Source organism: Streptomyces sp. NBC_01012, from assembly GCF_045162755.1.
Taxonomy (GTDB): domain Bacteria; phylum Actinomycetota; class Actinomycetes; order Streptomycetales; family Streptomycetaceae; genus Streptomyces.
Map to the genome: position 1 here is coordinate 4,190,300 of NZ_CP108688.1, position 22,926 is coordinate 4,213,225.

17 protein-coding genes are annotated in these 22,926 nt (G+C 71.2%); 10 read left to right on the plus strand and 7 right to left on the minus strand.

Translation table 11 applies throughout. The features are described from left to right. The first annotated feature begins 81 nt into the window (after positions 1–81). The gene (locus OG623_RS18945) at positions 82–3,576 is read left to right on the plus strand and encodes a protein kinase domain-containing protein (protein WP_406147903.1); all 3,495 of its coding nucleotides are present in this window, start codon (positions 82–84) and stop codon (positions 3,574–3,576) included. Between the two features lie 216 nt (positions 3,577–3,792). On the opposite strand, the gene OG623_RS18950 is transcribed toward OG623_RS18945, so the two are convergent. From OG623_RS18950 to OG623_RS18965, 4 genes are all read right to left on the minus strand, one after another. Beyond that, positions 3,793–4,998 (minus strand): beta-1,3-glucanase family protein, encoded by a 1,206-nt coding sequence (locus OG623_RS18950; RefSeq protein ID WP_406147905.1) that lies wholly within the window; start codon positions 4,996–4,998, stop codon positions 3,793–3,795. A gap of 52 nt (positions 4,999–5,050) precedes the next feature. Continuing rightward, positions 5,051–6,385: a family 16 glycosylhydrolase gene (locus OG623_RS18955; protein ID WP_406147906.1), complete on the minus strand. Its 1,335-nt coding sequence runs from the start codon at positions 6,383–6,385 to the stop codon at positions 5,051–5,053. Positions 6,386–6,681: 296 nt separating this feature from the next. Beyond that, positions 6,682–7,737 carry a DUF2804 domain-containing protein gene (locus OG623_RS18960; protein ID WP_406147908.1) on the minus strand — a complete coding sequence of 352 codons (1,056 nt, stop codon included), beginning with the start codon at positions 7,735–7,737 and terminating at the stop codon, positions 6,682–6,684. A 162-nt stretch (positions 7,738–7,899) separates the two neighbouring features. After that, positions 7,900–9,606: a bifunctional 3'-5' exonuclease/DNA polymerase gene (locus OG623_RS18965; RefSeq protein WP_406147910.1), complete on the minus strand. Its 1,707-nt coding sequence runs from the start codon at positions 9,604–9,606 to the stop codon at positions 7,900–7,902. Positions 9,607–9,752: 146 nt separating this feature from the next. On the opposite strand from OG623_RS18965, the gene OG623_RS18970 reads away from it, so the two are divergent. From OG623_RS18970 to OG623_RS18980, 3 genes are all read left to right on the plus strand, one after another. Continuing rightward, complete coding sequence (locus tag OG623_RS18970; protein ID WP_406147911.1) at positions 9,753–10,682, plus strand: NADP-dependent oxidoreductase; 930 nt, start codon at positions 9,753–9,755, stop codon at positions 10,680–10,682. Positions 10,683–10,733: 51 nt separating this feature from the next. Continuing rightward, entirely contained in the window at positions 10,734–11,909 is a 1,176-nt protein-coding gene (locus OG623_RS18975) for a DUF2786 domain-containing protein (protein ID WP_406151902.1), read from the plus strand. 69 nt (positions 11,910–11,978) lie between these two features. Next, positions 11,979–14,060 (plus strand): FUSC family protein, encoded by a 2,082-nt coding sequence (locus OG623_RS18980; RefSeq protein ID WP_406147912.1) that lies wholly within the window; start codon positions 11,979–11,981, stop codon positions 14,058–14,060. 12 nt (positions 14,061–14,072) lie between these two features. Here the strand turns inward: OG623_RS18980 and OG623_RS18985 are convergent, their stop codons facing one another. Continuing rightward, positions 14,073–14,567 carry a hypothetical protein gene (locus OG623_RS18985; protein WP_406147913.1) on the minus strand — a complete coding sequence of 165 codons (495 nt, stop codon included), beginning with the start codon at positions 14,565–14,567 and terminating at the stop codon, positions 14,073–14,075. A 254-nt stretch (positions 14,568–14,821) separates the two neighbouring features. On the opposite strand from OG623_RS18985, the gene OG623_RS18990 reads away from it, so the two are divergent. Next, entirely contained in the window at positions 14,822–15,064 is a 243-nt protein-coding gene (locus OG623_RS18990) for a DUF397 domain-containing protein (protein WP_362892371.1), read from the plus strand. 96 nt (positions 15,065–15,160) lie between these two features. Here the strand turns inward: OG623_RS18990 and OG623_RS18995 are convergent, their stop codons facing one another. Further along, positions 15,161–15,754, minus strand: a complete 594-nt coding sequence (locus OG623_RS18995; RefSeq protein ID WP_406147914.1) for an ATP-binding protein — start codon at positions 15,752–15,754, stop codon at positions 15,161–15,163. A gap of 353 nt (positions 15,755–16,107) precedes the next feature. Between OG623_RS18995 and OG623_RS19000 the strand changes: the two genes are divergently transcribed. The 4 genes from OG623_RS19000 to OG623_RS19015 all read left to right on the plus strand — a co-directional run bounded on the left by OG623_RS19000 (position 16,108) and on the right by OG623_RS19015 (position 19,802). Then, a complete protein-coding gene (locus tag OG623_RS19000) occupies positions 16,108–16,992 on the plus strand; it encodes a helix-turn-helix domain-containing protein (RefSeq protein WP_406147916.1) in 885 nt (294 codons plus the stop codon). 54 nt (positions 16,993–17,046) lie between these two features. Then, entirely contained in the window at positions 17,047–18,504 is a 1,458-nt protein-coding gene (locus OG623_RS19005; RefSeq protein ID WP_406147918.1) for an aldehyde dehydrogenase family protein, read from the plus strand. An 83-nt stretch (positions 18,505–18,587) separates the two neighbouring features. After that, positions 18,588–19,142, plus strand: a complete 555-nt coding sequence (locus tag OG623_RS19010) for a DinB family protein (protein WP_406147919.1) — start codon at positions 18,588–18,590, stop codon at positions 19,140–19,142. Positions 19,143–19,160: 18 nt separating this feature from the next. After that, positions 19,161–19,802 (plus strand): PadR family transcriptional regulator, encoded by a 642-nt coding sequence (locus OG623_RS19015; protein WP_406147921.1) that lies wholly within the window; start codon positions 19,161–19,163, stop codon positions 19,800–19,802. 13 nt (positions 19,803–19,815) lie between these two features. Here the strand turns inward: OG623_RS19015 and OG623_RS19020 are convergent, their stop codons facing one another. Next, complete coding sequence (locus OG623_RS19020) at positions 19,816–21,240, minus strand: glutamate decarboxylase (RefSeq protein WP_406147922.1); 1,425 nt, start codon at positions 21,238–21,240, stop codon at positions 19,816–19,818. A gap of 274 nt (positions 21,241–21,514) precedes the next feature. Here OG623_RS19020 and OG623_RS19025 point away from each other — a divergent pair, with 274 nt between their 5' ends. Continuing rightward, on the plus strand, positions 21,515–22,888 hold the full coding sequence (locus tag OG623_RS19025) for a DedA family protein (RefSeq protein WP_406147924.1): 1,374 nt from the start codon (positions 21,515–21,517) through the stop codon (positions 22,886–22,888). The last annotated feature ends 38 nt before the right edge of the window (positions 22,889–22,926 follow it).

Here is a 22,926-nt window from a genome sequence, read left to right on the forward strand (position 1 = left end):
ACCGGACCGCCTCGACAGCCGTCCGGACCGTCGCGACAGCCGTCCGTACGTCTCTCACTTCTGGAGGATTCGCCCATGCCGATGAGCAGCTCACGTCCCGGGCGCCCCCGTGCGGGAGGCGACACCCCGTGGCAGGAGGGGATGACGGTCCTGGGGGAGTTCGTCATCGAACGCAGTCTCGGCCGCGGCGGATTCGGCGAGGTCGTCCTCGCGGTGAGCCGACGCACCGGGGAGCGCTACGCGGTCAAACGCGTCCGCCGTGACGACCCCGTGGAGCAGGGGCGTTTTCTCACCGAGGCACAGCGCTGGACCGGCCTGGCGCCGCACCCGCACATCACCCCGTGTCGCTTCACCCGCACCGTCGGGAACCAGATGGCGGTGTTCAGCGAGCACGTCGGCGGAGGCTCCCTGGCCGACTGGATCAAGGACGGCCGCCTCTACGCCCGCGACCCGCAGGAGACCCTGGCCACGGTGCTGCGCATCGCGGTCGAAGCCGCCTGGGGCCTCGACGCCGCGCATGCCCACGGTCTGCTCCACCTCGACATCAAACCGGGCAACGTGCTGCTCACCGAGCGGGCCACCGCCAGGATCACCGACTTCGGGCTGGCGGCAGTCCCCGAGCGGGGCACGCGGGAGGTCCTCGCCAGGGAGTTCGTGGTGGAGCTCCTCTCGCGGCCCGGCCCGGGGATCGACGCCGCCACCAGCGACATGCTCAAGTCCACCATCCGCCAGGTCATGGGGGAGCCCCGCGCGGGCGAACCCGCCTCCGCCCTTCGGGCCGTCGCTGACGGCGTCACGCCCGGTTACGCCTCCCCCGAACAGGCGGAGGGCAGGACCCTGGGCCGGGCCGCCGACCTGTGGAGCTGGGCGGTGACCGTGCTGGAGATGTTCACCGGTGGTCGTACCTGGCGTTCGGGAACCGTCGCCGGGGCCTCGCTGGAGATGTACCTGAACGGCGAGAGCGACACCTCGATGTCTCTCGCCATGCCGGAGGGGGTGGCCGAACTCCTGCGCGCCTGCTTCCGGCCGGATCCGGATGAGCGCCCGCGGTCCCTGCGGGCGGCGGCGGACAGCCTGACGCGTACCGCGGCACGGGAGTGCGGCATCACGCTGGACGGCGAACCGCCCCGGAGCCGGCCGCGAAGCCCTGCCAAGGGCGGGTACGAGCGTCGGCTGCCCGGCGGGTCTTCCTGGCAGGACCCCCGGGAGCTGCTCGGTGCCGCCTACCGGGCCGCCGGTCGTGACCCGGGGGATGCTGTCCGGTTCTGGCCGAGCGGCCTCGGCAGCCGCGTATCGCAGGCCATGGAGGACCTGCGGGCGCTGACCGAGGCGGCCCGTGTCCTCGACACCGTGGACGCTCCCGACCCGCCCTATCTCGGGCCACTCGTCACCGCCGAATCGGGCCGGGTCCGCCATGGCCTGGGTGATCTGCCCGGGGCCGTACAGGCCTACCGGACGAGCGCGCGGGCCCTGGAAGCGCTCGACTCGGCGGACGCCCGCTCACTGCGGCTCTCGGTGCTGCACTCCCTGGCGATCGTCGTGCGGCTGTCAGGCTCTCCCGCTGAATCGGCGGCGATCTGTGACCTGGTCGTCGACTCGGCAGCCGGCCTGGAGGATCCGTCCGAGACGGCAAGGTTCCGGGGCATGGCCCTCGGCACGAAGGCCAACGCCGTCGACGATCCGGACGAACGGCTCCGGCTGATCGAGCGGTCCCTCGCACAGCTGCGCGCCGCGGGCGAGGACGAAGGCCTGGCCGTGGTGCTGGCCAACCAGGTCGGGGCGTTGGCGGAGGCCGGGCGCCATGCCGATGCGGCCGCCCTGTGGGAGCAGGCCGATGAGATGATCGAGGCCGCCGCCTCCCCCGGCCGCACCGATCTCGACGCGGTCCGTGCCACGCTCCGCCTCAACAGGGCCGTCATCGCCACGAACCCGCGGGACAAGGCGGCGTACGCACAGGCGGCGGTCGACCTGTACGAGACCCTGGTCCACGAACGCGGCCGCCACGATGTCGCGGGTGATCTGGGTCGTGCTCTGTTCCTGACAGGGCAAGGCCATGAGCACGCCGACAGGCCGAAGGAGGCGCTCGCGGCCTACCGGTCGGCTCGGACCTTGCTGGAGGAGACCGTGCTCCGCGACGGTCGGCCGGAGTACGCCCGTGACCTGGCGAAGGCCCACGATCACGAATCGACCCTCACCTGGGGGCTGGAAGATCCGGGCAGTGCTCTCGCCCTCGCCCGGCGGGCCGTCGAGGTGTGGGAGCGCGTCAGCGACACCGACGGTGAGAGGAGCTGCGTCGTCGAACGAGCCGATGCGCGGCGCAAGCTGGCCGTCAACCTGGTGGAGGCCGGCGAAGCGGCCGATGCCTCCCGGGAATTCGACGAAGCCCGGCGCATCCTCGGGTCGGCGGCTGAAGCGGATGCGGACGGCCGCCTGGCCGAGGCGCTGATCCATCAGGGGCGAGCGGTGCTGCTCCGTAGGACAGGAGACCCCGACGCCGCCTGCCGCGAAGTGCGGACCGCGCTCGACCTTCTCGGTGGGGCAAGCCGGCCGGAGGACGAAAAGGCCCGGGTGGTCTGCCTGCAGACGCTCAATGCCGTGCTGGCCAACCTGGGCGACGACGAGGAGGCGCTGGTGGTGGCCGACACCATCGCCAACGCGGTCGAATCCCTCCGCGAGCGGGGCGAGGGCTCACGCCGTGACCTCGCCGACGCCCGCCAGCGCCGGGCCAACGTCCTGATTCGTCTCGGCCACACCACCGAGGCACTGGTCCCCGCCTCCCAGGCGCTGGACGCCTACCAGCACTTGATCGACGAGGGGCGCACCGACCTCGTGTCCGAAGCGGCCCGGATGCGCGCTGCTCTGGCGCTCGCCCTCCACAGGGCCGGAGACATCGACGGCGCGACTCAGGCCCTGGAAACCGCCCGCCGGCAGTTCGCCGGGCATTCTCCCTATCGCTGGCACGGCGTCCTGAGCCCGGACGCAGCGAAGATCCCCGCAGCCCTGGGAACAGATGCCCACTCGCTCATGCTGGAGGGCCTCGACGTCCGGCTCGCCGGCCTGGCGGAGATCCGGACCGTCAAACGCAGGCACCTGGGCCGTCTGCTCGCCGCCTTAGCCCGGCGCCGTGACGAACTGATGGGCGGAAGCATGCCGTTCATGGAGCCGGCGCAGGTCTCGCACGCGCTGGAGGAGATGTGCGGCGGCCTCCTGTGGCTGGCCGGGAAGTATCCGCAGGATGCCGTGCACGAGGCGTGCGCACAGACAGGGCTGCTGCTGGGCATCTCCTCGATGAGCTGCGGCCGTGTCGGCGCGGCTCGGCGCGGCTTGCGGTCGGCCATCGATCATGGACGCGTCCTCGTGCTCGAACGAGGCAGAACCGGACACCTCACCGCATGGGCCAATGCCCATCTGGCGCTGGCCTCCTGGCTGACGGTGAGGGGTGACGACGAGGGCGCCGACCGTACGGTCCGCGAGATGCAGGAACACCTGGCCGCACTCGCCCCGGGGCGAGTCGCCGACTGGTCGGCCCAGGCCCGGCAGGTCCTGGCATCCGCCGGGCGGCGCCACATGGGTTGAGCCGCGGGTTGTCGACACGGTTGATCAGAGGTTGGTCCGACCGGAAACGCTTCGGCGCCGGCCCCTGCCGCGGCAGGCACCGGCTGGAACGGCTCAGGCGGCTCGGTCCCGTGCGGACGTGTGAGGCGGCCGCACACGCCGAAAAGCCCCAGGTCCCCCCCTGTGACCTGGGACTTTCCCTGCGCCAGCCGGACAGGCGCGGACAACGGCCGCCGGCTAGAAGGGCGTCAGCGTCAGCGTGGCGCCCGTCGGGGCGGTGTCCTGGATGTACGAGGCGAAGTCGGCCACATCGTCGAAGGCGAAGCCGTACGCCTTGCCGTCCTCGGTCGCCGCGTGGATGGCCGCCGCGTAATGGTTGGTCAGCTCCGACGCGGTGTAGAACGCGGCCGGGTCGGTGCTGGGCTGGGCCGGCTCGCTGATCAGCGTGGAGCGGTTGAAGCCGGCGCCCAGGACCGCGGCGACGGGGCCTGTGGTGCCGTCGTTGGGGGCGGCCAGGTTCCCGTCGCAGAAGAGCACGTCGCGAGTGGTCGGCTTGCTGAACGAGACCGAAGCGGGGCCGTCGAACACGAACTGGTCGCCGCGGACCCGGCCGGTGAAGGCGCCCGCGTTGGTGGTGACCGTGAGGTCCTTGCCCGTGTAGGTGCTCCACACCTCGTCGATGTACGGGGCGAAGTAGTCCTTGTCGAAGATCCCCGCGTCCAGGCCGTGGCCGGGGGCGATGATGCGCCGGTCCTCCACCACCAGGGGGGCGAACTCGGGGATCTTGCTGAGGGCCGCGAACGCCTGTGCCCGTCCGCCGTCGCGCAGGGTGCCGACGGTCTGGTTCTCGGAGCCGGTCAGGCTGATGCTCAGGGGGACGCTGAACATGTCGACCATGGTGGTGTTGCAGTACATCCCGGTGGAGTTGTACGTGAACTCCGCGCAGTCGTGCAGCACGGAGTAGTTGGGGTCGGTGGTCACCCAGCCCGCGGGGTACTGGAGGGCGCCGTTGCCGTCGCCGTCCTCGACCGCCTTGAACTTCAGCTTGTCGCCCAGGGCGACGTAGATGCGGCCGGACATGTACGGCAGCGACAGCTTCGTCTCACCGCTGCCGGACAGCTCGATGGCGTAGTCGGTGAAGCCGTCGTCGCCGTTGTCGGAGAGGGCTATCGGGGCCAGGGTGCCCTCGGGGGTGAGCCGGACCTGCTTGCCGTCCTGGTTGCCCACGATGTAGAGGAACACCGAGGAGTTGTCGTACGAACCGGAGTTGTTGACGATCGTCAGCGGCAGAGCGCCGTCGGCCTTCGTGCCGTTGTCGTCCGAACCGGCCGTGGCGAGGGCGTGCGGGGCGATCACGGCGATGGCGGGGGCGGCCACCGCTGCTCCGGCCAGAGTGGTGAGCAGCTTGCGACGGGAAACGTTGAGCTGGTGGCGGGGGGACATGAGAGCCCTTCCTTCGTGTGGGTGGTGGGGGTGGCGGGCCGGGCCGAGGGGGTCAGCCGACCGTCCACTTCTGGTTGGCCTGGCCGGTGCAGGTCCAGATCCGGAGCCGGGTGCCGTCGGCCGCGGAACCGTCCGTGGCGTCCAGGCACTTGTCCGCCGCGGTGTTGGTCAGGTCATCGGCCTCGGTGTGGACCCAGCTCTGGGACCCGTCGCCGTTGCAGCCGCTGAGCTGGACGGCGGCGCCGTCGGCGGTGGAACCGTCCTGCACGGTCAGGCACTTGCCCAGCGCGCGTACGGTTCCGTCGTCGGCCAGCGTCCACTTCTGGGCGTCGACGCCGTTGCAGTCGTGCAGCTGGATCGGGGTGCCGTCGGCGTCCGACGCGCCCGCGACGTCGACGCACATGCCGCCGATGCCCTTGATCGGGCCGGTCGTACCGGTGCCGCCGTCCCCGCCGCCGCTGCCGCCGTCCCCGCCGCCGCTGTCGCCGGCGTCGTCGGATGCGGTGACCCGTACGTAGTCGATGGTCATCGTCTGCGGGAAGGCGGTGTCACCGTTCGGGCTGCCGGGCCAGTCACCGCCGACGGCCAGGTTCAGGATGATGAAGAAGGGGTGGTCGAACACCCACTTGTTGCCGTTCACATCGGAGGGGGTGCGGGTCTGGTAGGCCTCACCGTCCACCGACCAGACGATCGCGTTCGGGCTCCAGTCGACCGCGAAGGTGTGGAAGTCGTCCGCGAAGGCCTTGCCGTCCGGCAGGCTGTAGGACGCGCCGATGCCGGCGCCGCCCGAGTAGCCGGGACCGTGGATGGTGCCGTGCACGGTGTCGGGCTCCATGCCGACGTTCTCCATGATGTCGAGCTCGCCGCTCTCCGGCCATCCCACGCTGCCGAGGTCGTCACCGAGCATCCAGAAGGCCGGCCAGATGCCCTGGCCGCGCGGAATCTTGATCCGGGCCTCGTAGCGGCCGTACGCCTGGGTGAAGGTCTGCGCGGTGTTCAGCCGGGCGGAGGTGTACTGGCAGGGGCCGTACCAGCAGTCGAGGCCGGAGTCGCTGTTCTCGCGAGCGGTGATCACCAGGTTCCCGTCGCCGTCCAGGGACGCGTTCTCGGTGCTGTCGGTGTAGTACTGCAACTCGTTGTTGCCGTTGCCCGAACCACCGGTCTCCAGGGTCCACTTCGACGAGTCGGGCGCGCTGCCCGCGGCGCCGTCGAACTCGTCGGCCCAGGTCTGCTCCGCGGCGGATGAGGAGGCGTCGGAGGCGGAAGCGGCGTCGGCCCGGGAGGTGCCGGGGCCGGTCGAGTTGATCAGGAAAGCGGCGGCGAGGGCTGCGGCGAGCAGGAGGACCAGTCCGCCTAGTGACCATCTGCGTGCGCGGTGGGTGGCCATGGTCTACGTACCTTTTCTGGGGGGAAGAAACAGGACACGGAGCCGGCGGTGACGGGCGGGAAGACGCGGGGGACGCGTGGGGGCACGCCTGAGAGCGCTCTCGCCCAGCGGTGTTCGCCGCCGACGGAGCCTGATGCTACGCAGATGCCCGGCATAGGCCAACCATGCTTGCAACGATGAAATCGCCCTGAGCTGGGCTTTCTTGAGAGAGTGGCTGTGAGGCCCCCCATGCTTAAGGCGCCTTTAGCCCGCGCTTAAGTTCGCGAGGGGGTTCCTGGCGCCGGCACCCGGGGGAGTCACCAGCGCATGTGGACGTCCTCGGCCCAGCCCAGCAGGTGCTCCACGGCGATCTCTTCACCGTCGTCGGTGCGGATCCGTCCGTCGAAGTGACCGAAACGCTGGTCGGTCCGGTTGGCGATCAGGCCCACGTCCGTGTGCACGGACCGGTTGTGGAACGGGGTGAACGCCAGGTCGACCTGGTCGGACGAGCGCGTACGGAGGGTCCAGGGTGCCAGCGGGTCGGAGGGGGACCACCGCCAGTCCAGCTCCTTGCCGATCTTGGTGAGCCGGCCGTTCACACAGAGGCCGTTCTCGGTGGAGCCGGTGCCCTCGGTCCAGCGTCCGCCGAACTGGAGGCCGACGGTGTGCCCGTCCGTACGCCCGGACGCGGTAGCCCAGTTCCAGTCGATCGTACGAGGCCAGCGACCGCGACCGTGGTCGAGGACGGCCCACGCCTCGCTGTCCTTCCCGCCGAACGTCACGATCTCGCTGCCGATACGGACCCGTCCGGAGGCGGGGAGCGCGGTGTGCTTGGAGGTGTACTGGAAGCGCTGCTCGTTCCACGGCACGACCACGGAGAGCGACTCGTGTCCTTCCGGCCGTGCCACCAGGAGGCCGACCTCCAGCGGCAGCCGCCCCGGCGTCAGGCAGCGGGCCCTGAGCCGTGTGCCGGCGTTCTCGTCGCGGATCTCGATGCGCACCTTGTTCCCGGTCGGGCGGGCGGGGCCGACGACGACGTCCTCGGAGCCGGGAGCCCCTGCGATGGTGTCGGGGAGATGGACGCCCCGGCCTGCGGGGACGATCGACGCGCACTCGAACTCGCGGCCGCCGGGGCCGAATTCCAGCACGTAGACCGAGTTCAGCGCCAGGAAGTCGAGGTCGCTCACGGTCAGGGCCACCAGATGGGTGGGCGTGGTCACGCACCAGTACTCCCACCGCTTCGTCCGGCCCCAGCCCCGCAGATTGGCCCGGTGCAGCGGCTTCCTGGACCAGCCGATCGCCGCCGGATCCAGGTTCCCGTCGGGCAGGCAGAGGTCGACGGGCTCGGTGATCTCCTGCTCGTGCGTCGCCATGGCCGGAGCCTATAGGGGGCACGGCGCCCGGCCCGGCCACGGCTCGGGCGGGTGCTCCGCCCGGCTGCGGCTCAGGCGCGTGCCTCGTCCGGCGACGGCTCAAGCACGGCGCCCGGCCCGGCCACGGCTCGGGCGCACGCTCCGTCCCGCTGCGGCTCAGGGCTACTTCGCGTCCGAATAGCGCTCGACGACCGCCGTGCTGAACGGGAAGCGCACCGGTGTGTCCCCGAACGTGACGCGGCCCGCCAGCTCCCCGGCTTCGCGCACCGCCTCCACCACCGCGGGCGCCTCTTCGGCGGGGCAGTGCACGATCACCTCGTCGTGCTGGAAGAAGACCAGCTCCGCCCGCATCCCCCCGGCGGCGAGCGTCTGCCGCAGCGCCGCCAGGAGCAGCAGAGCCCAGTCCGCAGCGCTGCCCTGGACCACGAAGTTACGGGTGAAGCGGCCCCGCGCACGGGCGTTGGACGAGGCGTAGCCCGGGGTGAAGCCGTACGCACCGCCGCTCTCGGCGGGCAGTGGCTCCTCGCTCTCCTGCGGGATGCCCGCCTCCTCGTCCTCACCCGCGCCTGCGGCGGGCGGGCTGGTGCGGCCCAGCCAGGTGCGGACGAGGCGGCCCTCCTCGCCCGCCTTCGCCGCGTCGTCGACATAGGCGACGGCGTGCGGGAACCGTCGGCGCAGCGCCGCCAGGTTCTTCAGACCGTCGCCCGAGGTCTGCCCGTAGATCGCGCCGAGCAGTGCGATCTTGGCGTGGTCGCGGTCGCCGTGGAACGCCCGGTCGGACAGGGCCTTGTAGAGGTCGCCCTCGTGTCCCGCCACCTCCATGAGGCCCCGGTCGCGGGAGATCGCGGCCAGCACGCGCGGCTCCATCTGGTCGACGTCCGCCACGACCAGCCGCCAGCCCTCGTCGGCGACGACCGCCTGGCGTATCACCTTGGGGATCTGCAACGCCCCGCCGCCGTTGGTCGTCCAGCGCCCGCTGACCGTGCCTCCCGGCTGGTACTCGGGGCGGAAACGGCCCTCGCGCACCCAGTCCTGGAGCCAGCCCCAGCCATGTGCGGTCCAGACGCGATACAGCTTCTTGTAGCGGATCAGCGGCTTCACCGCGGGGTGGTCGAGCTCCTCCAGCTCCCACCGCCGGGTCGATCTGACCTTGATCCCGGCCTGCCCGAACGCCTTCAGGACATCGGCCGGCAGGTCGGGCCGCACCCGTCTGCCGAACGCGGCCGACACCTCGTCCGCGGCCTCGGCCAGCCTGCGGGGCTCGCCACCGCCCGCGTAACGCTCGCCGAGCAGCTCGTCCAGCACCTCGCGGTGCACATCGGCGCGCCAGGGCAGACCTGATCTGTGCATCTCGGCGGCGACCAGCATGCCCGCGGACTCGGCGGCCGTGAGCAGCCGCATCCTGCCGGGGTGCTCCGCGGCCTCGTGACGGCGCAACTGCTCCGCGTAGACCTCCAGCAGCGCCTCGAACGGCAGATCGGCGCCGGAGAGCGGCTCGAAGAGGGAGGACTGGGAGCCGGGCTCCGCCGAGCGGGGCGGCGGATCGGGCGGCACCGGCGCATGCCGCAGCCGCGCCCAGGCCGCAGCGGCGGAGCGGGGCTCCCCGAGCCGTCCCTCGTGGCCGAGGAGCAGCAGCTCGGCGCACTCGATGTCGTAACACCGCTCGACCCGCACGCCCTCCGCGAGCAGCAGGGGGTAGATCGCGGTGGTCGAGCGCCAGACCCAGCGCACCACATCGGGGCGGGAGCGGACGGACTCGGCGAGGTCGGGCTCGGACAGGACGGGACCGGCGGGCAGGCCGTCGCGTGTCAGCGGTGCGAGGAGCGCGCCGCCTCCATCCGCGGTGGCCAGGGCCCAACGTTCGGTCATGGGCCGAGTCTTGCACCCGGCACTGACATCCCTGCGGCAGCGGGCCCCGGTCCAGCGCGCGGGCGCGTCCGACTGCCGCGAGGATCGAGGGTGCGGTGCGCACGGCGCGTACCGGGACACGGCAGGCGGCGGAGGAGACGGTAGTGATGGAAGCGATCGTGTACGACGAGTTCGGCGGTCCCGAGGTCCTGCGCAGGGCCCAGGTCGACGACGTCCACGCGGGCCCCGGGCAGATCCGGGTGCAGGTCAGGGCCGCGGGGGTCAACCCGGTCGACCACAAGATCCGCAACGGCTGGATGGAGGCGGCGTTCCCGACCCCGCTGCCCGCGACGCCCGGCAGCGAGTTCGCCGGAGTCGTCGACGAGACCGGTGAGGGCGTCACGGAGTTCGCGGTCGGCGACGAGGTCCTGGGCCGGAGCGTGACCGGCGCGTACGCGGAGTACGTCCTGGCCGATGTGGGCGCCGTCGCGCCCAGGCCCGAGGGCCTTGGCTGGGCGGAGGCGGCCGCGCTGCCCGTCGCGACCGAGGTCGTGGCCCGGGTGCTCGACGAGCTCGCGGTGTCGGCGGGCGAGACCCTGCTGGTGCACGGGGCGTCCGGGGCGGTCGGCTCCGCCGCCGTCCAGCTGGCCGCGGCCCGTGGCGCCACCGTCATCGGGACCGCCTCACCGGCCAACCACGACTATCTGCGGGTGCTGGGCGCGGTCCCGGTGGCGTACGGGGACGGGCTGGTGAGCAGGGTGCGGGAGGCCGCGCCGCAGGGCGTGGACGCCGTGTTCGACGTCGCGGGCAAGGGCGCGCTGGCGGACTCGGTGGAGCTGCGCGGCGGCACGGCCGACCGGATCATCACCATCGCCGACCCGGACGCCGCGCGTTACGGGGTGGCCTTCTCGGCGGGCGGCGGGAACAGTCCGGACGAGAGCGGGCGGCTGGAGGAGTACGCGCGAGCGGCGGCCGTCGGCGGTCTGCGGATCCCCGTCGAGCGGACCTTCCCGCTCGGTGAGGCGGCGCGGGCGCAGCAGCTGAGCGAGGCCGGACATGTACGCGGCAAGCTCGTCCTGCTCCCGGGGGAGCACTGAGCGCGCTGCTGCCGCCCTGGCCGCTCCCCTTACGCTGGCCCGATGGAATCGGTGGAGTCGGTGACCGACCGGGCGTGTGCCGCTGCCCTGTACTCGGAGGGGGACGCGGGGCTGGACACCGGCGCGTCCCTCCTGGCCGCGGACCCGTCCGCCGACGAGGAGCTGCACCGCAGGGGCCGGGAGTTCGTGCGGCGGGCCTGGACACGCGGCTGGCAGCCCGCCGACGTCGTACGGACCGTCCGCCGCGAGCTGGACGCGTCCGCAGCCGAGCTCGTCTCCGCCCTGATCACCGCGGAGACGGCGGGCTACGGCTCGCTGCCCCCACGCTGGGCCGACCAGCTCGCCGCCCTCCCGGCCCCCGCGCCGCGCAACCGCCCCGACCGCTTCACGTACGCCTCCGCGCTCCTGGGGCTGTACCGGCTGCTGCTGCGGCTCCCGGTCGTCGAGCCGGTCGGTCCTGTGCCCGGCACGGCCGCCCACGCCCCGCACCGGCCGCCGACCGCCGGTGAACCCCGCATGCTCACCAGGATCAGGGCGCTGCTGGCCAAGGCGGAGGCGACCGGATTCCCGGAGGAGGCCGAGGCGCTCACCACCAAGGCGCAGGAGCTGATGGCCAGGCACAGCATCGACGAGGCGCTCATCGCCGCCCGTACGCACAGCGCCGACACCCCGGGGGCCGTCCGCATCGGGGTCGACGCCCCGTACGAGAGCGCGAAGGCCGTCCTGCTCGACGCGGTCGCATCGGCGAACCGCTGCCGAGCCGTGTGGAACAGCGATCTCGGCTTCACCACGGTCGTGGGCTTCGAGCCCGACCTGGAGGCCGTGGAGCTGCTCTTCACCTCCCTCCTGGTGCAGGGCACCACCGCGATGACGAAGGCGGAGGCCGGACAGCGGGCAGGCGGGCGCAGACGGACCAAGACCTTCCGGCAGTCGTTCCTCATGGCGTACGCCCAGCGCCTCGGCAGCCGGCTCGCGGCGGACACCGAGCGGGTCACCGCGGCTGCCGGTTCCGAGGCCGCTTCCGATAGGCGCGAGGGCGACCCCGGGGCGCTGCTGCCCGTCCTGGCGGCCAGGGACGTCGCCGTCACCGACACCGCGGAGCAGATGTTCCCGATGACCACCACGACCCGGCTGCGCGGGGCGACGGACGCGGCGGGCTGGACGCACGGCACGGCCGCGGCCGACCGGGCCAGGATGGGCCGTGGAGGGCCGGAAATCCGCCGCTGAGGGCTGTCCCGTCATCCCCGGCGGAGCGGCATAAGTCGGTGTTGTCCGGAATCCGGCTAGGGTCACCCCATGAGCTGGCTCCGGGCGCTGAGGGAGACGGCCCGCTCGGGCCTGTCGATCGAGCGACGGCGTCTGGAACCGCTCATCGCGCTGCGCGGCGCCGCCGGCCTCGCGCTCGTCGTCGGGGTGAGCCTGGTGTTCTTCGGCCCGGTGATCGCCGCCGGGTCGGCCTTCGGCGCGTACCAGGCGGCCATCGCCACCTTCCAGCGCAGCTGGCGCCCCAGGCCCGTGCTCGCCCTGGTCTCCGGAGCCAGCCTCGCCGTGTCGACGTTCGTCGGCTATCTCACCGTGTCCCACACGCTGCTGTTCCTGGCCCTGCTGATCCTCTGGACGTTCACCGCCGGGATGACCTGGGCGGCGGGCCCGACGGGCGGCATCATCGCGGCATCCAACGTCGCGATCGTGCTGGTCACGGTCACCCTGCCCACCTCCGTCGCCGACGCCGCGGCGCACGCGGCGATGATGGCGCTCGGCGGGCTCGTCCAGGCGTCGCTGATCGTGCTGTTCCCGATCCGCAGATGGGGCGTCCAGCGTGACGCGCTCGCCGACGCCCTGGCCGGCGAGGCCGACTACGCCCGCAGGCTGCGCAACGACCCGGTGGCGCCCTTCGACCCCGTACCGCTGATGACCGCGCGCGCCGCAGCCGCCGTCACCCCACGCCAGGCCCGCCGCCGCCCCGCCGACCTGCACGGCGCGCGCGGGGTCGCCGAGCGGCTGCGGCCGGTACTCGCCTCGCTGGCGGATCCCGCGCTGGGCGTCCCGGCCGAGGGCCCTGAGCGTTACTGGGCCTGGGAGATCCTCGGCGCCGCCGGATCACTGCTCGACTCCGCGGCCAGGGCGGTGCGCCACGGCGACCCGGTGCAGCTGGACGAGACGGCGCTGTCCGTCCTGAAGTCCCCCGACACCGAGGTGATCCTCACCGGTGCGCCGCGCCGCGCCGCGGAGCGGCTGACCTCGTTGCTCGCCGACGTCATCGAGATCGCGGAGGGGACGGGCACGGACGACCGGACACCCGGCGAGCCGCTCATCCCGCACCGCCGCCGGCCCACCCTGCTGCGGCTCGTCCCCGTCGTCCACCGCTCCATGCGCCGCGAACTGCGCCGTGGATCGACGATTCTGCGCCACGCCCTGAGGGTGTCGGCGGTGGCCGCCGCCGGCTATCTCCTGGGTCTCGCCCTGCCGTTCGGTCACGGCTACTGGGTGCCCATGACCGCCGTGATGGTGATGCGCCCGGAGTTCACCCACACGTACTCGCGGTCCGTGGGCCGCTTCCTCGGCACAGTGATCGGCGTCGCCGTCGCCACCGGCATCGTGCAGGCCGCGCACCCCGACGCACAGCTCTCCGCCGCGCTCGCCCTCGTCTGCGCCACACTGAACTACCTGCTGATGCGCACCGGATACGCGGTCGGCCAGGTCTGCGTCGCCGCCTACGTCGTCTTCCTGCTCGGGATGGCGGGCGACGACTGGTCGCAGACCGTGCCCGAGCGGGTGATCCTGACCCTCATGGGCGGACTGCTCGCGATGGCGTCGTACGCCCTCTACCCGGCCTGGGAGACGCCACGGCTGCGCGACCGCCTCGCCGGCTGGCTGGTCACGGACGGGCGCTACGCGGCGACGGTCCTCGACCGGTACGCCGATCCCGCGTCCAGGAGTCTGGACGACGTGCGCACCGCCCTCCTCACCACCCGGGAGGCCCGCGTCGTCTGGCAGGAGGCGCTGGACACCGCCCAGCACGAGCCCGTACGCCACCGGGGCATCTCCCGGATCTCAGCGGCCGACGCCCAGGACGCGCTCGCCCAGTTCGGCCGGGTCGCGATGCTCATGGAGGCTCATCTGCCGGCCGCGTCCGCGACCCCCGTGCCCGAGGCCGCGGGCCTGGCCGACGCGGTGCGCCGGGCCACCGAGGAGGGCGCGAAGGCGGTACGGGAGCGCCGCGTCCCGGACTGGGAGCCGGTCAGGAGGACGCTGGCGCGCCGGGACGAGGCGGAGGGTCCGCCGCCCGACGCGTTCGTACGCAACGGCGCCACGCTGCTGCTCCGCGCCCTGGACGACTTCTCGCGGGCGCTGGAGATCAGCAGCGGACGGGCGTGAGCCCGGGGCGCGTCAGGGAGCGGGGATCTCGGGCAGGTCCGACGGCAGCCCGGAGACATCGGCCTTGGACAGGGTGTCCTTCGCCCCGGCGTCCCAGGAGATGACGAGCTTCTCGCCGTCGTTGGACTCGATGGCCCCCATGGTGCGCTCGGTGTCCCCGTCCGTGCACTTCAGCGCGAGCATGGCCTTGCCGCCCATGTCCTTCACCTCGCCCTGGCAGATGTGCTTGCCGGTGGAGAGCGCGGCCTTCCCCGAGGCGACCGACAGGGCGACGGGCCCGCCGTCGGACGTGCCGGCCCAGGTGCCCTCCAGCGCCGTGGCGTCCTCGCCGCCGGACCCTTCGTCCGTACCCCCGGTGGCCGAGGGTGTCGGGGTCGCGGAGTTCGTGGCCGGGGCCTTGTCCTCGGCGGGCGTGTCACTGCCGCAGGCGGTCAGTGCGAACGCGGCGACGAGACCGGCGGCGGCAAGAGCGCCTGAGCGCGGAAGCGAGCGCGGAAGCCTGCCCATATGGAGTTCCCCCTTGTGGATTCTCTGACGAAAGACCGCGCCAAGCTACCAGGAGTGAGCGATACGACTCGGGGAAGTGGGAGCCATATTGACGTTCCGTTCGTCTCTTCCTCATAGAGGTGGGCGGATCGGGGGAAAAGCTGTAATCGCGCGCACACCCCGCGTGCACGTGCATCTGCTCATGCATTGGCATATGAACACAGCTATGATCCGAGCTAGTTGACACTTGCACCTTGCAACTCGGGGAGCGTCCTGTGCACCACGTGTACAACGGCATGGCGGCCACAGAGCTTCTCGGGGTCGTCTGGCAGAAGAGCAGACACAGCAACTCACAAGGATCGTGCGTGGAGTTCGCGAAACTGCCCGGCGGAAATGTGGCGATGCGGAACTCGCGCCACCCCGACGGGCCCGCGCTGGTCTATACACCGGCCGAGATCGAGGCGCTGCTTCTCGGCGTCAAGGACGGGGAGTTCGACCACCTGGCCGCCGGCGGCTGAGCGCACGGACGGCCCGGAGCGCACGGATGCCCCGGGGCGCACGGGTGGTCCCGTGCGGCTGCCGGGGCGGTGCCTCGCCTGCGAGGACGTCGGGGCCTACAGGCCGTCGGGGTACGCGTCGACCGGGACCGGGCGCTCCGGTGCCTCGTGGTCGCTCAGCCGGAACAGGGCCCAGACCACCTTGCCGAACCCTCCCTCGGGCGGGGTTTCCCCCGCGGGCACGGGGGAGGGATGCCAGCCCCAGCCGTCGCTGAACGACTCGACGAGGAACAGGCCCCGGCCGGACTCGGCCGAATCCGGTGCCTCGCCGACGACCGGACCCTTCTCGCTGGGATCGCGCACCGCGCACACCAGACGGGAGGACCAGTGCAGCAGATGCAGCCGTACGGAGGGATCCCGGCGCTCCCGGTGCTCCCGCTCCTGGTGCTCCCGGTCCCGGTGCTCCCGGTCCTTGGGTTCTCCCGCGGCATCGGCCGGCAGGGCGTGCCGCAGCGCGTTGGTGACCAGCTCGGACACGACCAGGGCGACGTCGTCGAAGCGGTCGCACAGATCCCAGGAGTTCAGCGTCGTACGGGTGAACCTGCGGGCGCCGCCAACCGCCTCGTACCGCGCCGGCAGCGTGCAGGTGGCCGAGCCGGAGACCGCCGAGGGGTCGATGGGCCAGAGACCCTGCCGTAACGGCTCGAGCATCGTCGATCCATTCGTCCCCATGCGAGGCACTCCCGGGATTCGCGGCTGTAGCGGTACTGCTGTAGTGGCACTGCTTGTAGCGGGCACTGCGGGTACAGCGGCACAACACGTAACGAGCACGCAGGTGCGCGGGGCCCATGGTTCCGAATGCGTACGGCAGATGCAAGGGCAGATGCACGTGCACGTGCACGGTCTGCCCGGTAGCGTGCTGGTTCGGGTCATTTCTTCTGCTTCAAAGTTTTGAAGGTTTCGGAAAGTCTTGCCATCTCTGTAATCGAATGAGTACGGGCTGAAGCGTTTTGGTGGCAGAATCCGCCTCCGGGGTTCGGGGGGATCCCGAAGTACGGGCAGCGATGGGGAGGGTTGGGAAGTCAGTGTCGGCAGGCGAGTCGAGTGGTTCTGTGGTGCGGCGCATCCTGCTGGGCTCACAGCTCAGGCGCCTGCGTGAGTCGCGCGGCATCACCCGTGAGGCGGCCGGCTACTCCATCCGTGCCTCCGAATCGAAGATCAGCCGCATGGAGTTGGGACGGGTGAGCTTCAAGGCCAGGGACGTCGAGGACCTGCTCACGCTGTACGGAGTCGCGGACGAGGCGGAGCGGGATTCACTCCTCGGCCTGGCCCGCGAGGCCAATGTGGCGGGCTGGTGGCACAGTTACGGCGATGTGCTGCCCGGCTGGTTCCAGACGTATATCGGTCTGGAGGGGGCGGCCTCGCTCATCCGGATCTACGAGGTGCAGTTCGTCCACGGGTTGTTGCAGACCGAGGCGTACGCCCAGGCCGTCGTCGCGCGCGGCATGCCCGGCGCTCCCGCGGCCGAGGTCGACCGCAGGGTCGCGCTGCGTCTGGCGCGGCAGAAGGCGCTCGTCTCCGAGCGCGCCCCGCGCTTCCACGCCGTGCTCGACGAGGCGGCGCTGCGCCGTCCGTACGGCGGGCGTGAGGTGATGCGTGCGCAATTGCGGCATCTGATCGATATGTCGGAGCAGCCGAACATCACCCTCCAGGTGATGCCCTTCAGCTTCGGTGGCCATGCCGGCGAGAGCGGGGCATTCACGATGCTGCGTTTTCCGGAATCCGATCTGTCGGACATTGTCTATTTGGAGCAGCTGACAAGTGCCCTCTATCTGGACAAGGCAGAAGAAGTCGCCCAGTACGAAAAGGCCATGGTCCGGCTCCATGAGGACAGCCCGGGGCCCGAGGAGAGCCGGGATCTTCTCCGTGGACTCCTCCAACTGACCTGATTCGCCAGTACGATGACTTACCGACAGGAGTCTGCGCCTGCAGTAAGGGATTGCATGTCCTTCCCCAGTGAACTGGCCCGCCAGTACATCGACGGCGAGTGGCTGACCGGCAACGGTGCGTGGGACATCATTGATATCAATCCCTACAACGGCGAGAAACTCTGCTCGATCACCGTGGCAACCGCGGCGGAAGTCGACCTGGCCTACCGTGCCGCCGAACGCGCACAGCGGAAATGGGCGGCGGTCGGTGCTTATGAGCGGCGGGCCGTGCTGGAGAACGCCGTGCGTCTCGTCGGTGAGCGCGCCGATGAAATAGCCGAGCTCATCATCGACGAGCTCGGCGGTACCAGGGCGCGAGCCGAATTCGAGGTGCGGGCCGCGCAGGAGTTCCTGCGTGAGGCCGTGGGGCAGACGATGCGCCCCTCGGCCCAGCTGCTGCCCTCGGTCGCCGACGGCAAGGAGAACCGGGTCTACCGGCTGCCCATCGGGGTCATCGGCGTGATCAGCGCCTTCAACTTCCCCTTCCTGGTGACGATGAAGACCGTCGCCCCCGCGCTCGCCCTCGGTAACGCGGCCGTGGTGAAGCCCCATCAGAACGCCCCGATCGCCGGTGGCAGTCTGGTCGCCCGGATCTTCGAGGACGCGGGTCTGCCCGCGGGACTCCTGAACGTCCTGATCACCGACAGTGCCGAGATCGGTGACTCCTTCGTCGAGCACCCCGTGCCCAAGTTGATCGCGTTCACCGGTTCGGACCGGGTCGGCCGTCATGTCGCCTCCGTCGCGGCCGGGCTGTTCAAGAGGACCGTCCTCGAACTGAGCGGCAACAGCGCCCTGGTGGTGCTGGAGGACGCCGATCTCGACCACGCGGTCAGCGCGGCGGTCTACAGCCGCTTCCTGTTCCAGGGGCAGGTCAGCATGGCCGCCAACCGCATCCTGGTGGACCGGTCCGTGGAGAAGGAGTTCACCGCGCGGTTCACCACCGCGGTGTCCGCCCTCGTGGCGGGGGACCCGCGCGACCCGGACACCCGTATCGGACCGGTCGTCAGCGCGTTCCACGCGGAGGCGCTCACCGCGCTGGTCGACGGGGCGATCGAGGCCGGTGCCACCGCGCTCGTACGGGGCCGCACGCGCGGCAATCTCGTCGAGCCGACCGTCCTGGCCGGACTGCCGGAGGGATCACCGCTGCTGGAGCAGGAGATCTTCGGCCCTGTGGCGCTGCTGGTGCCCTTCGACGGCGAGGACGACGCCGTACGCGTCGTGAACGACAGCCCCTACGGGCTGAGCGGTGCCGTCCACACGGCGGACGCCGAGCGCGGGGTGCGCTTCGCGCGGCGTATCCGGGGCGGGATGTTCCATGTCAACGGCGCGACCGTGCAGGACGACCCGGCGGTCGCGTTCGGGGGCGAGAAGAGGTCGGGGATGGGCCGGCTGAACGGCGAGGCCGCCGTGGAGGCGTTCACCACCCGGAAGTGGATCTCCGTGCAGCACGGGCGAACGGATTTTCCCTTCTGACGCGGCCCGACGAGGCCCGAATCCGACCTGGTGGGCTCGTACGTTGACTGCGCAAGCAGCCAATCGGTACGGAGGCACCCCTCATGGTCACGCACGTTCCCGCAGAGGCTCCAGGCGACGAGCGCGGCGCGCTCCTCGCTTTCGTCGAGGCTCAGCGCGGCGCGATCCGGCGGTCGGTGCTCGGCCTCACCGAGGAGCAGGCGGCGAGCCGCCCGGCTGCCAGTGAACTCTCCCTCTCGGGGCTGCTGAAGCACGCGGCCGAGATGGAGCTGAACTGGCTGCGGATGGCACAGCAGCGTCCGAACGAGCGGGAGCGGTCCGTGGAGGACCGGGCCGACAGCTTCCGGCTCGTGGAGGGCGAGACGATCCCGCAGACGCTCGAATTCTGGGCGAAGGTCGCCGCGGAGACGGAGTCCTTCATCCGTAACGACGTCGACAGCATGAACAACACCTTCCCGCTGCCCCCTGCGCCCTGGTTCCCGGAGGACGAACGCTGCTCCATGCGCTGGCTGCTGGTCCATCTCGTCGAGGAGACCGCCCGCCACGCCGGCCACGCCGACCTGCTGCGTGAGGCCCTGGACGGCAGGAAGGCCCTCGATCTGGTCATGGAAGAGGCGGGCTACCCTGGTCGAAGTTGACCACAAAGGGTGGGTGGTATGTCGGCGATCCGGCTCCTGGTCCTCGGCGCGGTGCGCCAGCACGGCCGCGCACACGGCTATCAGGTGCGCAACGACCTGGAGTACTGGGGCGCCCACGAGTGGTCCAACGCCAAGCCGGGGTCGGTCTACCACGCGCTCAAGCAGATGGCGAAGCAGGGACTCCTCATCGCCCACGAGGTCGCCCCGTCCACGGCGGGCGGCCCGCCCCGCACGGAGTACGAGGTCACCGGCAGCGGCACCCAGGAGTACTTCTCGCTGCTGCGGGCCTCGCTGACCTCGTACGACCAGAGCGTGGACGTGCTCTCGGCCGGCATCGGATTCATCGTGGACCTGGATCGGGCCGAGGCGGTGGCCCTCCTGCGTGAGCGGGTCACCGCCATCGAGGGCTGGCGCGCTTCGGTCACGGAGCACTACACACCGTCCGAGGGGCCGGAGGCGCTCGGGCACATCGGCGAGATCATGAACATGTGGGTGCACTCCGCCGACGCGGGAGCCGAGTGGACCCGCGGCCTGATCGCACGGATCGAAGGGGGCGCGTACACCTTCGCGGGTGAGGGTGAGCCCTTCGTCGGGGTGCTCGCGGAGGGCGAGCACAACCCGTACGCCACCGGTGTCACGGCTCCAGGGGATTCCGGCTGATCGACCGGGGGCCTCAGTGGTGGAACGCCGTCTGGACCGAGGCTGCGCGTTTCAACGGATGCGACTGCGCGCGCAGTTCGGGCAGGAGCCTGCGCAGGTCGTCCAGCAGCAGCTCCGCGAGATCCGAGGAGAAGCCGTTGCGGCAGACCACGCGCAGCACCGAGAGGTCCTGGCGGTTGGCGGGGAAGGTGTACGCGGGCACCAGCCAGCCGCGCTCCCGCAGCCGCCTCGACACGTCGAAGACGTCGTACGCCTTCACCTCGGGCGTCGTCGTCAGGGCGAACACCGGGAGCTCGTCGCCCCGGGTCAGCAGCCTGAAGTCGCCCAGGGATCCGAGCTCCGTGGCCAGCCGCCGCGCGATGTCCCGGGACGCCTGCTGGACGGCGCGGTAACCCTCCCGGCCCAGTCTCAGGAACGTGTAGTACTGCGCCACCACCTGCGCACCGGGACGGGAGAAGTTCAGCGCGAAGGTCGGCATGTCACCGCCCAGGTAGTTGACCCGGAAGACCAGCTCCTCGGGCAGCTCGGACGGCGAACGCCACAGTGCCCAGCCCACACCCGGGTAGACCAGGCCGTACTTGTGCCCCGATGTGTTGATCGAGGACACCCTCGGGAGCCGGAAGTCCCACACCAGGTCGGGGTCGAGGAACGGTGCCACCATCGCCCCGGACGCGCCGTCCACATGGACCGGGATGTCGAGGCCCGTGCGCTCCTGGAGATCGTCCAGCGCCGCGCACAGCTCGGCGATCGGCTCGTAGGAACCGTCGAAGGTGGAGCCGAGGATGCCGACCACGCCGATGGTGTTCTCGTCGCACAGGTCGGCGGCCGCCTGCGGGTCCAGATGGAAGCGCTCGCCCTCCATCGGGACCTGACGGGGCTCCACCTCCCAGAACGTGCAGAACTTCTCCCAGCAGACCTGCACATTGACGCCCATCACCAGATTGGGCCTGGCGGTCGCCGGATAGCGGTCGGCGTTCCTGGCGGACCAGCGGCGCTTCAGCGCCATCCCCGCCAGCATGCAGGCCTCGCTCGATCCGGTGGTCGAGCAGCCCACCGTGGTCGTCGGGTCGGGGGCGTTCCAGAGGTCGGCGAGCATCGCCACGCAGCGGCGCTCCAGCTCGGCGGTGCGCGGGTACTCGTCCTTGTCGATCATGTTCTTGTCCCGGCACTCGCCCATCAGCACACCGGCCTGTGGCTCCATCCAGGTGGTGACGAAGGTCGCGAGATTGAGCCGGGAGTTCCCGTCGAGCATCAGCTCGTCGTGGACGAGCCGATAGGCGGTCGCCGGGGGCAGCGGGCCGTCGGGCAACTGGTGCGTCGGAGGCGCCGAGATCATCGGCGCGGTCGGGTCGGCCTCCGCGAAGAACGGGTTGAGGGCGAGTCGGCGGTGCTCGTCGGACGGAGCTGTTCCGCCGTGCGAACCCTTGTGGAGCGGCATGGACGGGGCTCCTCAGCTCTGGGCGTCCGTGGACCGGTTTGATCACGGCAGCGGTCCCGCAGGCGCGGACCTCGGTGCCCACGGCCGCCTACCGCCGAGGTGACGGGAGCGGACTGTGAGTCCGAACACCTCGCACCTCCTGGGCAAAGCTTTGCCCCGGTTCGCCCCGCGCGCATCCTTGGCTACGCCAGTGGAACCCAGACATCCGCCGCAGCGTTGATAGCTTGGGGCGGCCACGCAGCCGCGCACACCGACCAACCTGGAGCCCGGACCCTTGAATACGCTTGCGCTAGGCCCGAGCTGGCTGGACCCGGATTATCTGCTCAACACCTTCGGGCTGCCGGGCCTCCTGCTCATCGTGTTCGCCGAGTCGGGGCTGCTGATCGGCTTCTTCCTGCCCGGTGACTCCCTGCTGTTCACCACGGGTCTGCTGGTGACGACGGGCGATCTGAAGTACCCCCTGTGGCTGGTCTGTGTGCTGATCGCCCTCGCGGCGATCCTCGGTGACCAGGCCGGTTATCTCTTCGGGCGCAAGGTGGGGCCGTCGCTCTTCAGGCGCCCGGACTCCCGTCTCTTCAAGCAGGAGAACGTCGAGAAGGCCCACGAGTTCTTCGAGAAGTACGGCCCGAAGTCCCTGGTGCTGGCCCGCTTCGTGCCCATCGTCCGTACGTTCACGCCGATCATCGCCGGTGTGAGCCGGATGAACTACCGCTCCTTCCTCACGTTCAACATCATCGGTGGCGTGCTCTGGGGCGTCGGGGTGACACTGCTCGGCGCGGCCCTCGGCAAGATCGACTTCGTGCACGAGCACATCGAGCTGATCCTCATCCTGATCGTGCTGATCTCCGTGGTGCCGATCGCGATCGAGTTCCTGCGGGCCCGCAGCAGGTCGAAGAAGGAAGCCGCGCGACAGGGCGACGGCCAGGGCCCGGCGGACGGCGGCCCCGCGGCGGGCCCCCGGGAGGCGGACGACGAGGGCCAGGGCCCCGCCGCCTACGGGTACACCGGCGACCAGGCGGCGTCGTACGACGTCGGCGGGTACGACAGCCCGTACGGCACCGATCAGGCCGGCCCGTACGACGCGCGGTACGGCGGTCAGGGCGCGCAGTACGGCAGCGGTCAGGCCGGCGGGCAGTACGACGCACAGCAGGGCGGCCAGTACGGCGCGCCGCAGCAGGGCGGGCAGTACGGCGGCGCCCAGGAGGCTCCGTACGGCTCCGGGTACGGCGACCGGCAGGGCGGCACCCAGCAGCAGGGCGGCGGCCAGTACGGCGACCCCCGGTACGGCGCGCAGGGGCAGTACGGCACGGGTCAGGACGGGCAGTACGGCGGCCGGCCGTACGCCGGCGACCAGGGCGCGCAGTACGGCGCCGGTCAGGGCACCCCGTACGGCGCCGGGCAGTACGACAACGGTCAGGGCGGCCAGTACGGCAACGGGCAGTACGGCGGTCAGGACGGCCGGTACGGCGACAACCAGGCCGGGCAGTACGGCCACCGGGCCGGCGGCCAGTACGGCGCGGGTCAGGGCGCACCGTACGGCAACGGCAACAGCCCCTACGGCGAATTCGGTGACCGCCCCGCAACAGCGGCACCCGGCGACGGCCAGGAGGAGGACCCGGGGCAGTACGGCTGGCAGAACGGGCGCTGACCGGACGCCGTCAGGAGCGTGGGCCGGACGCCGCCGTG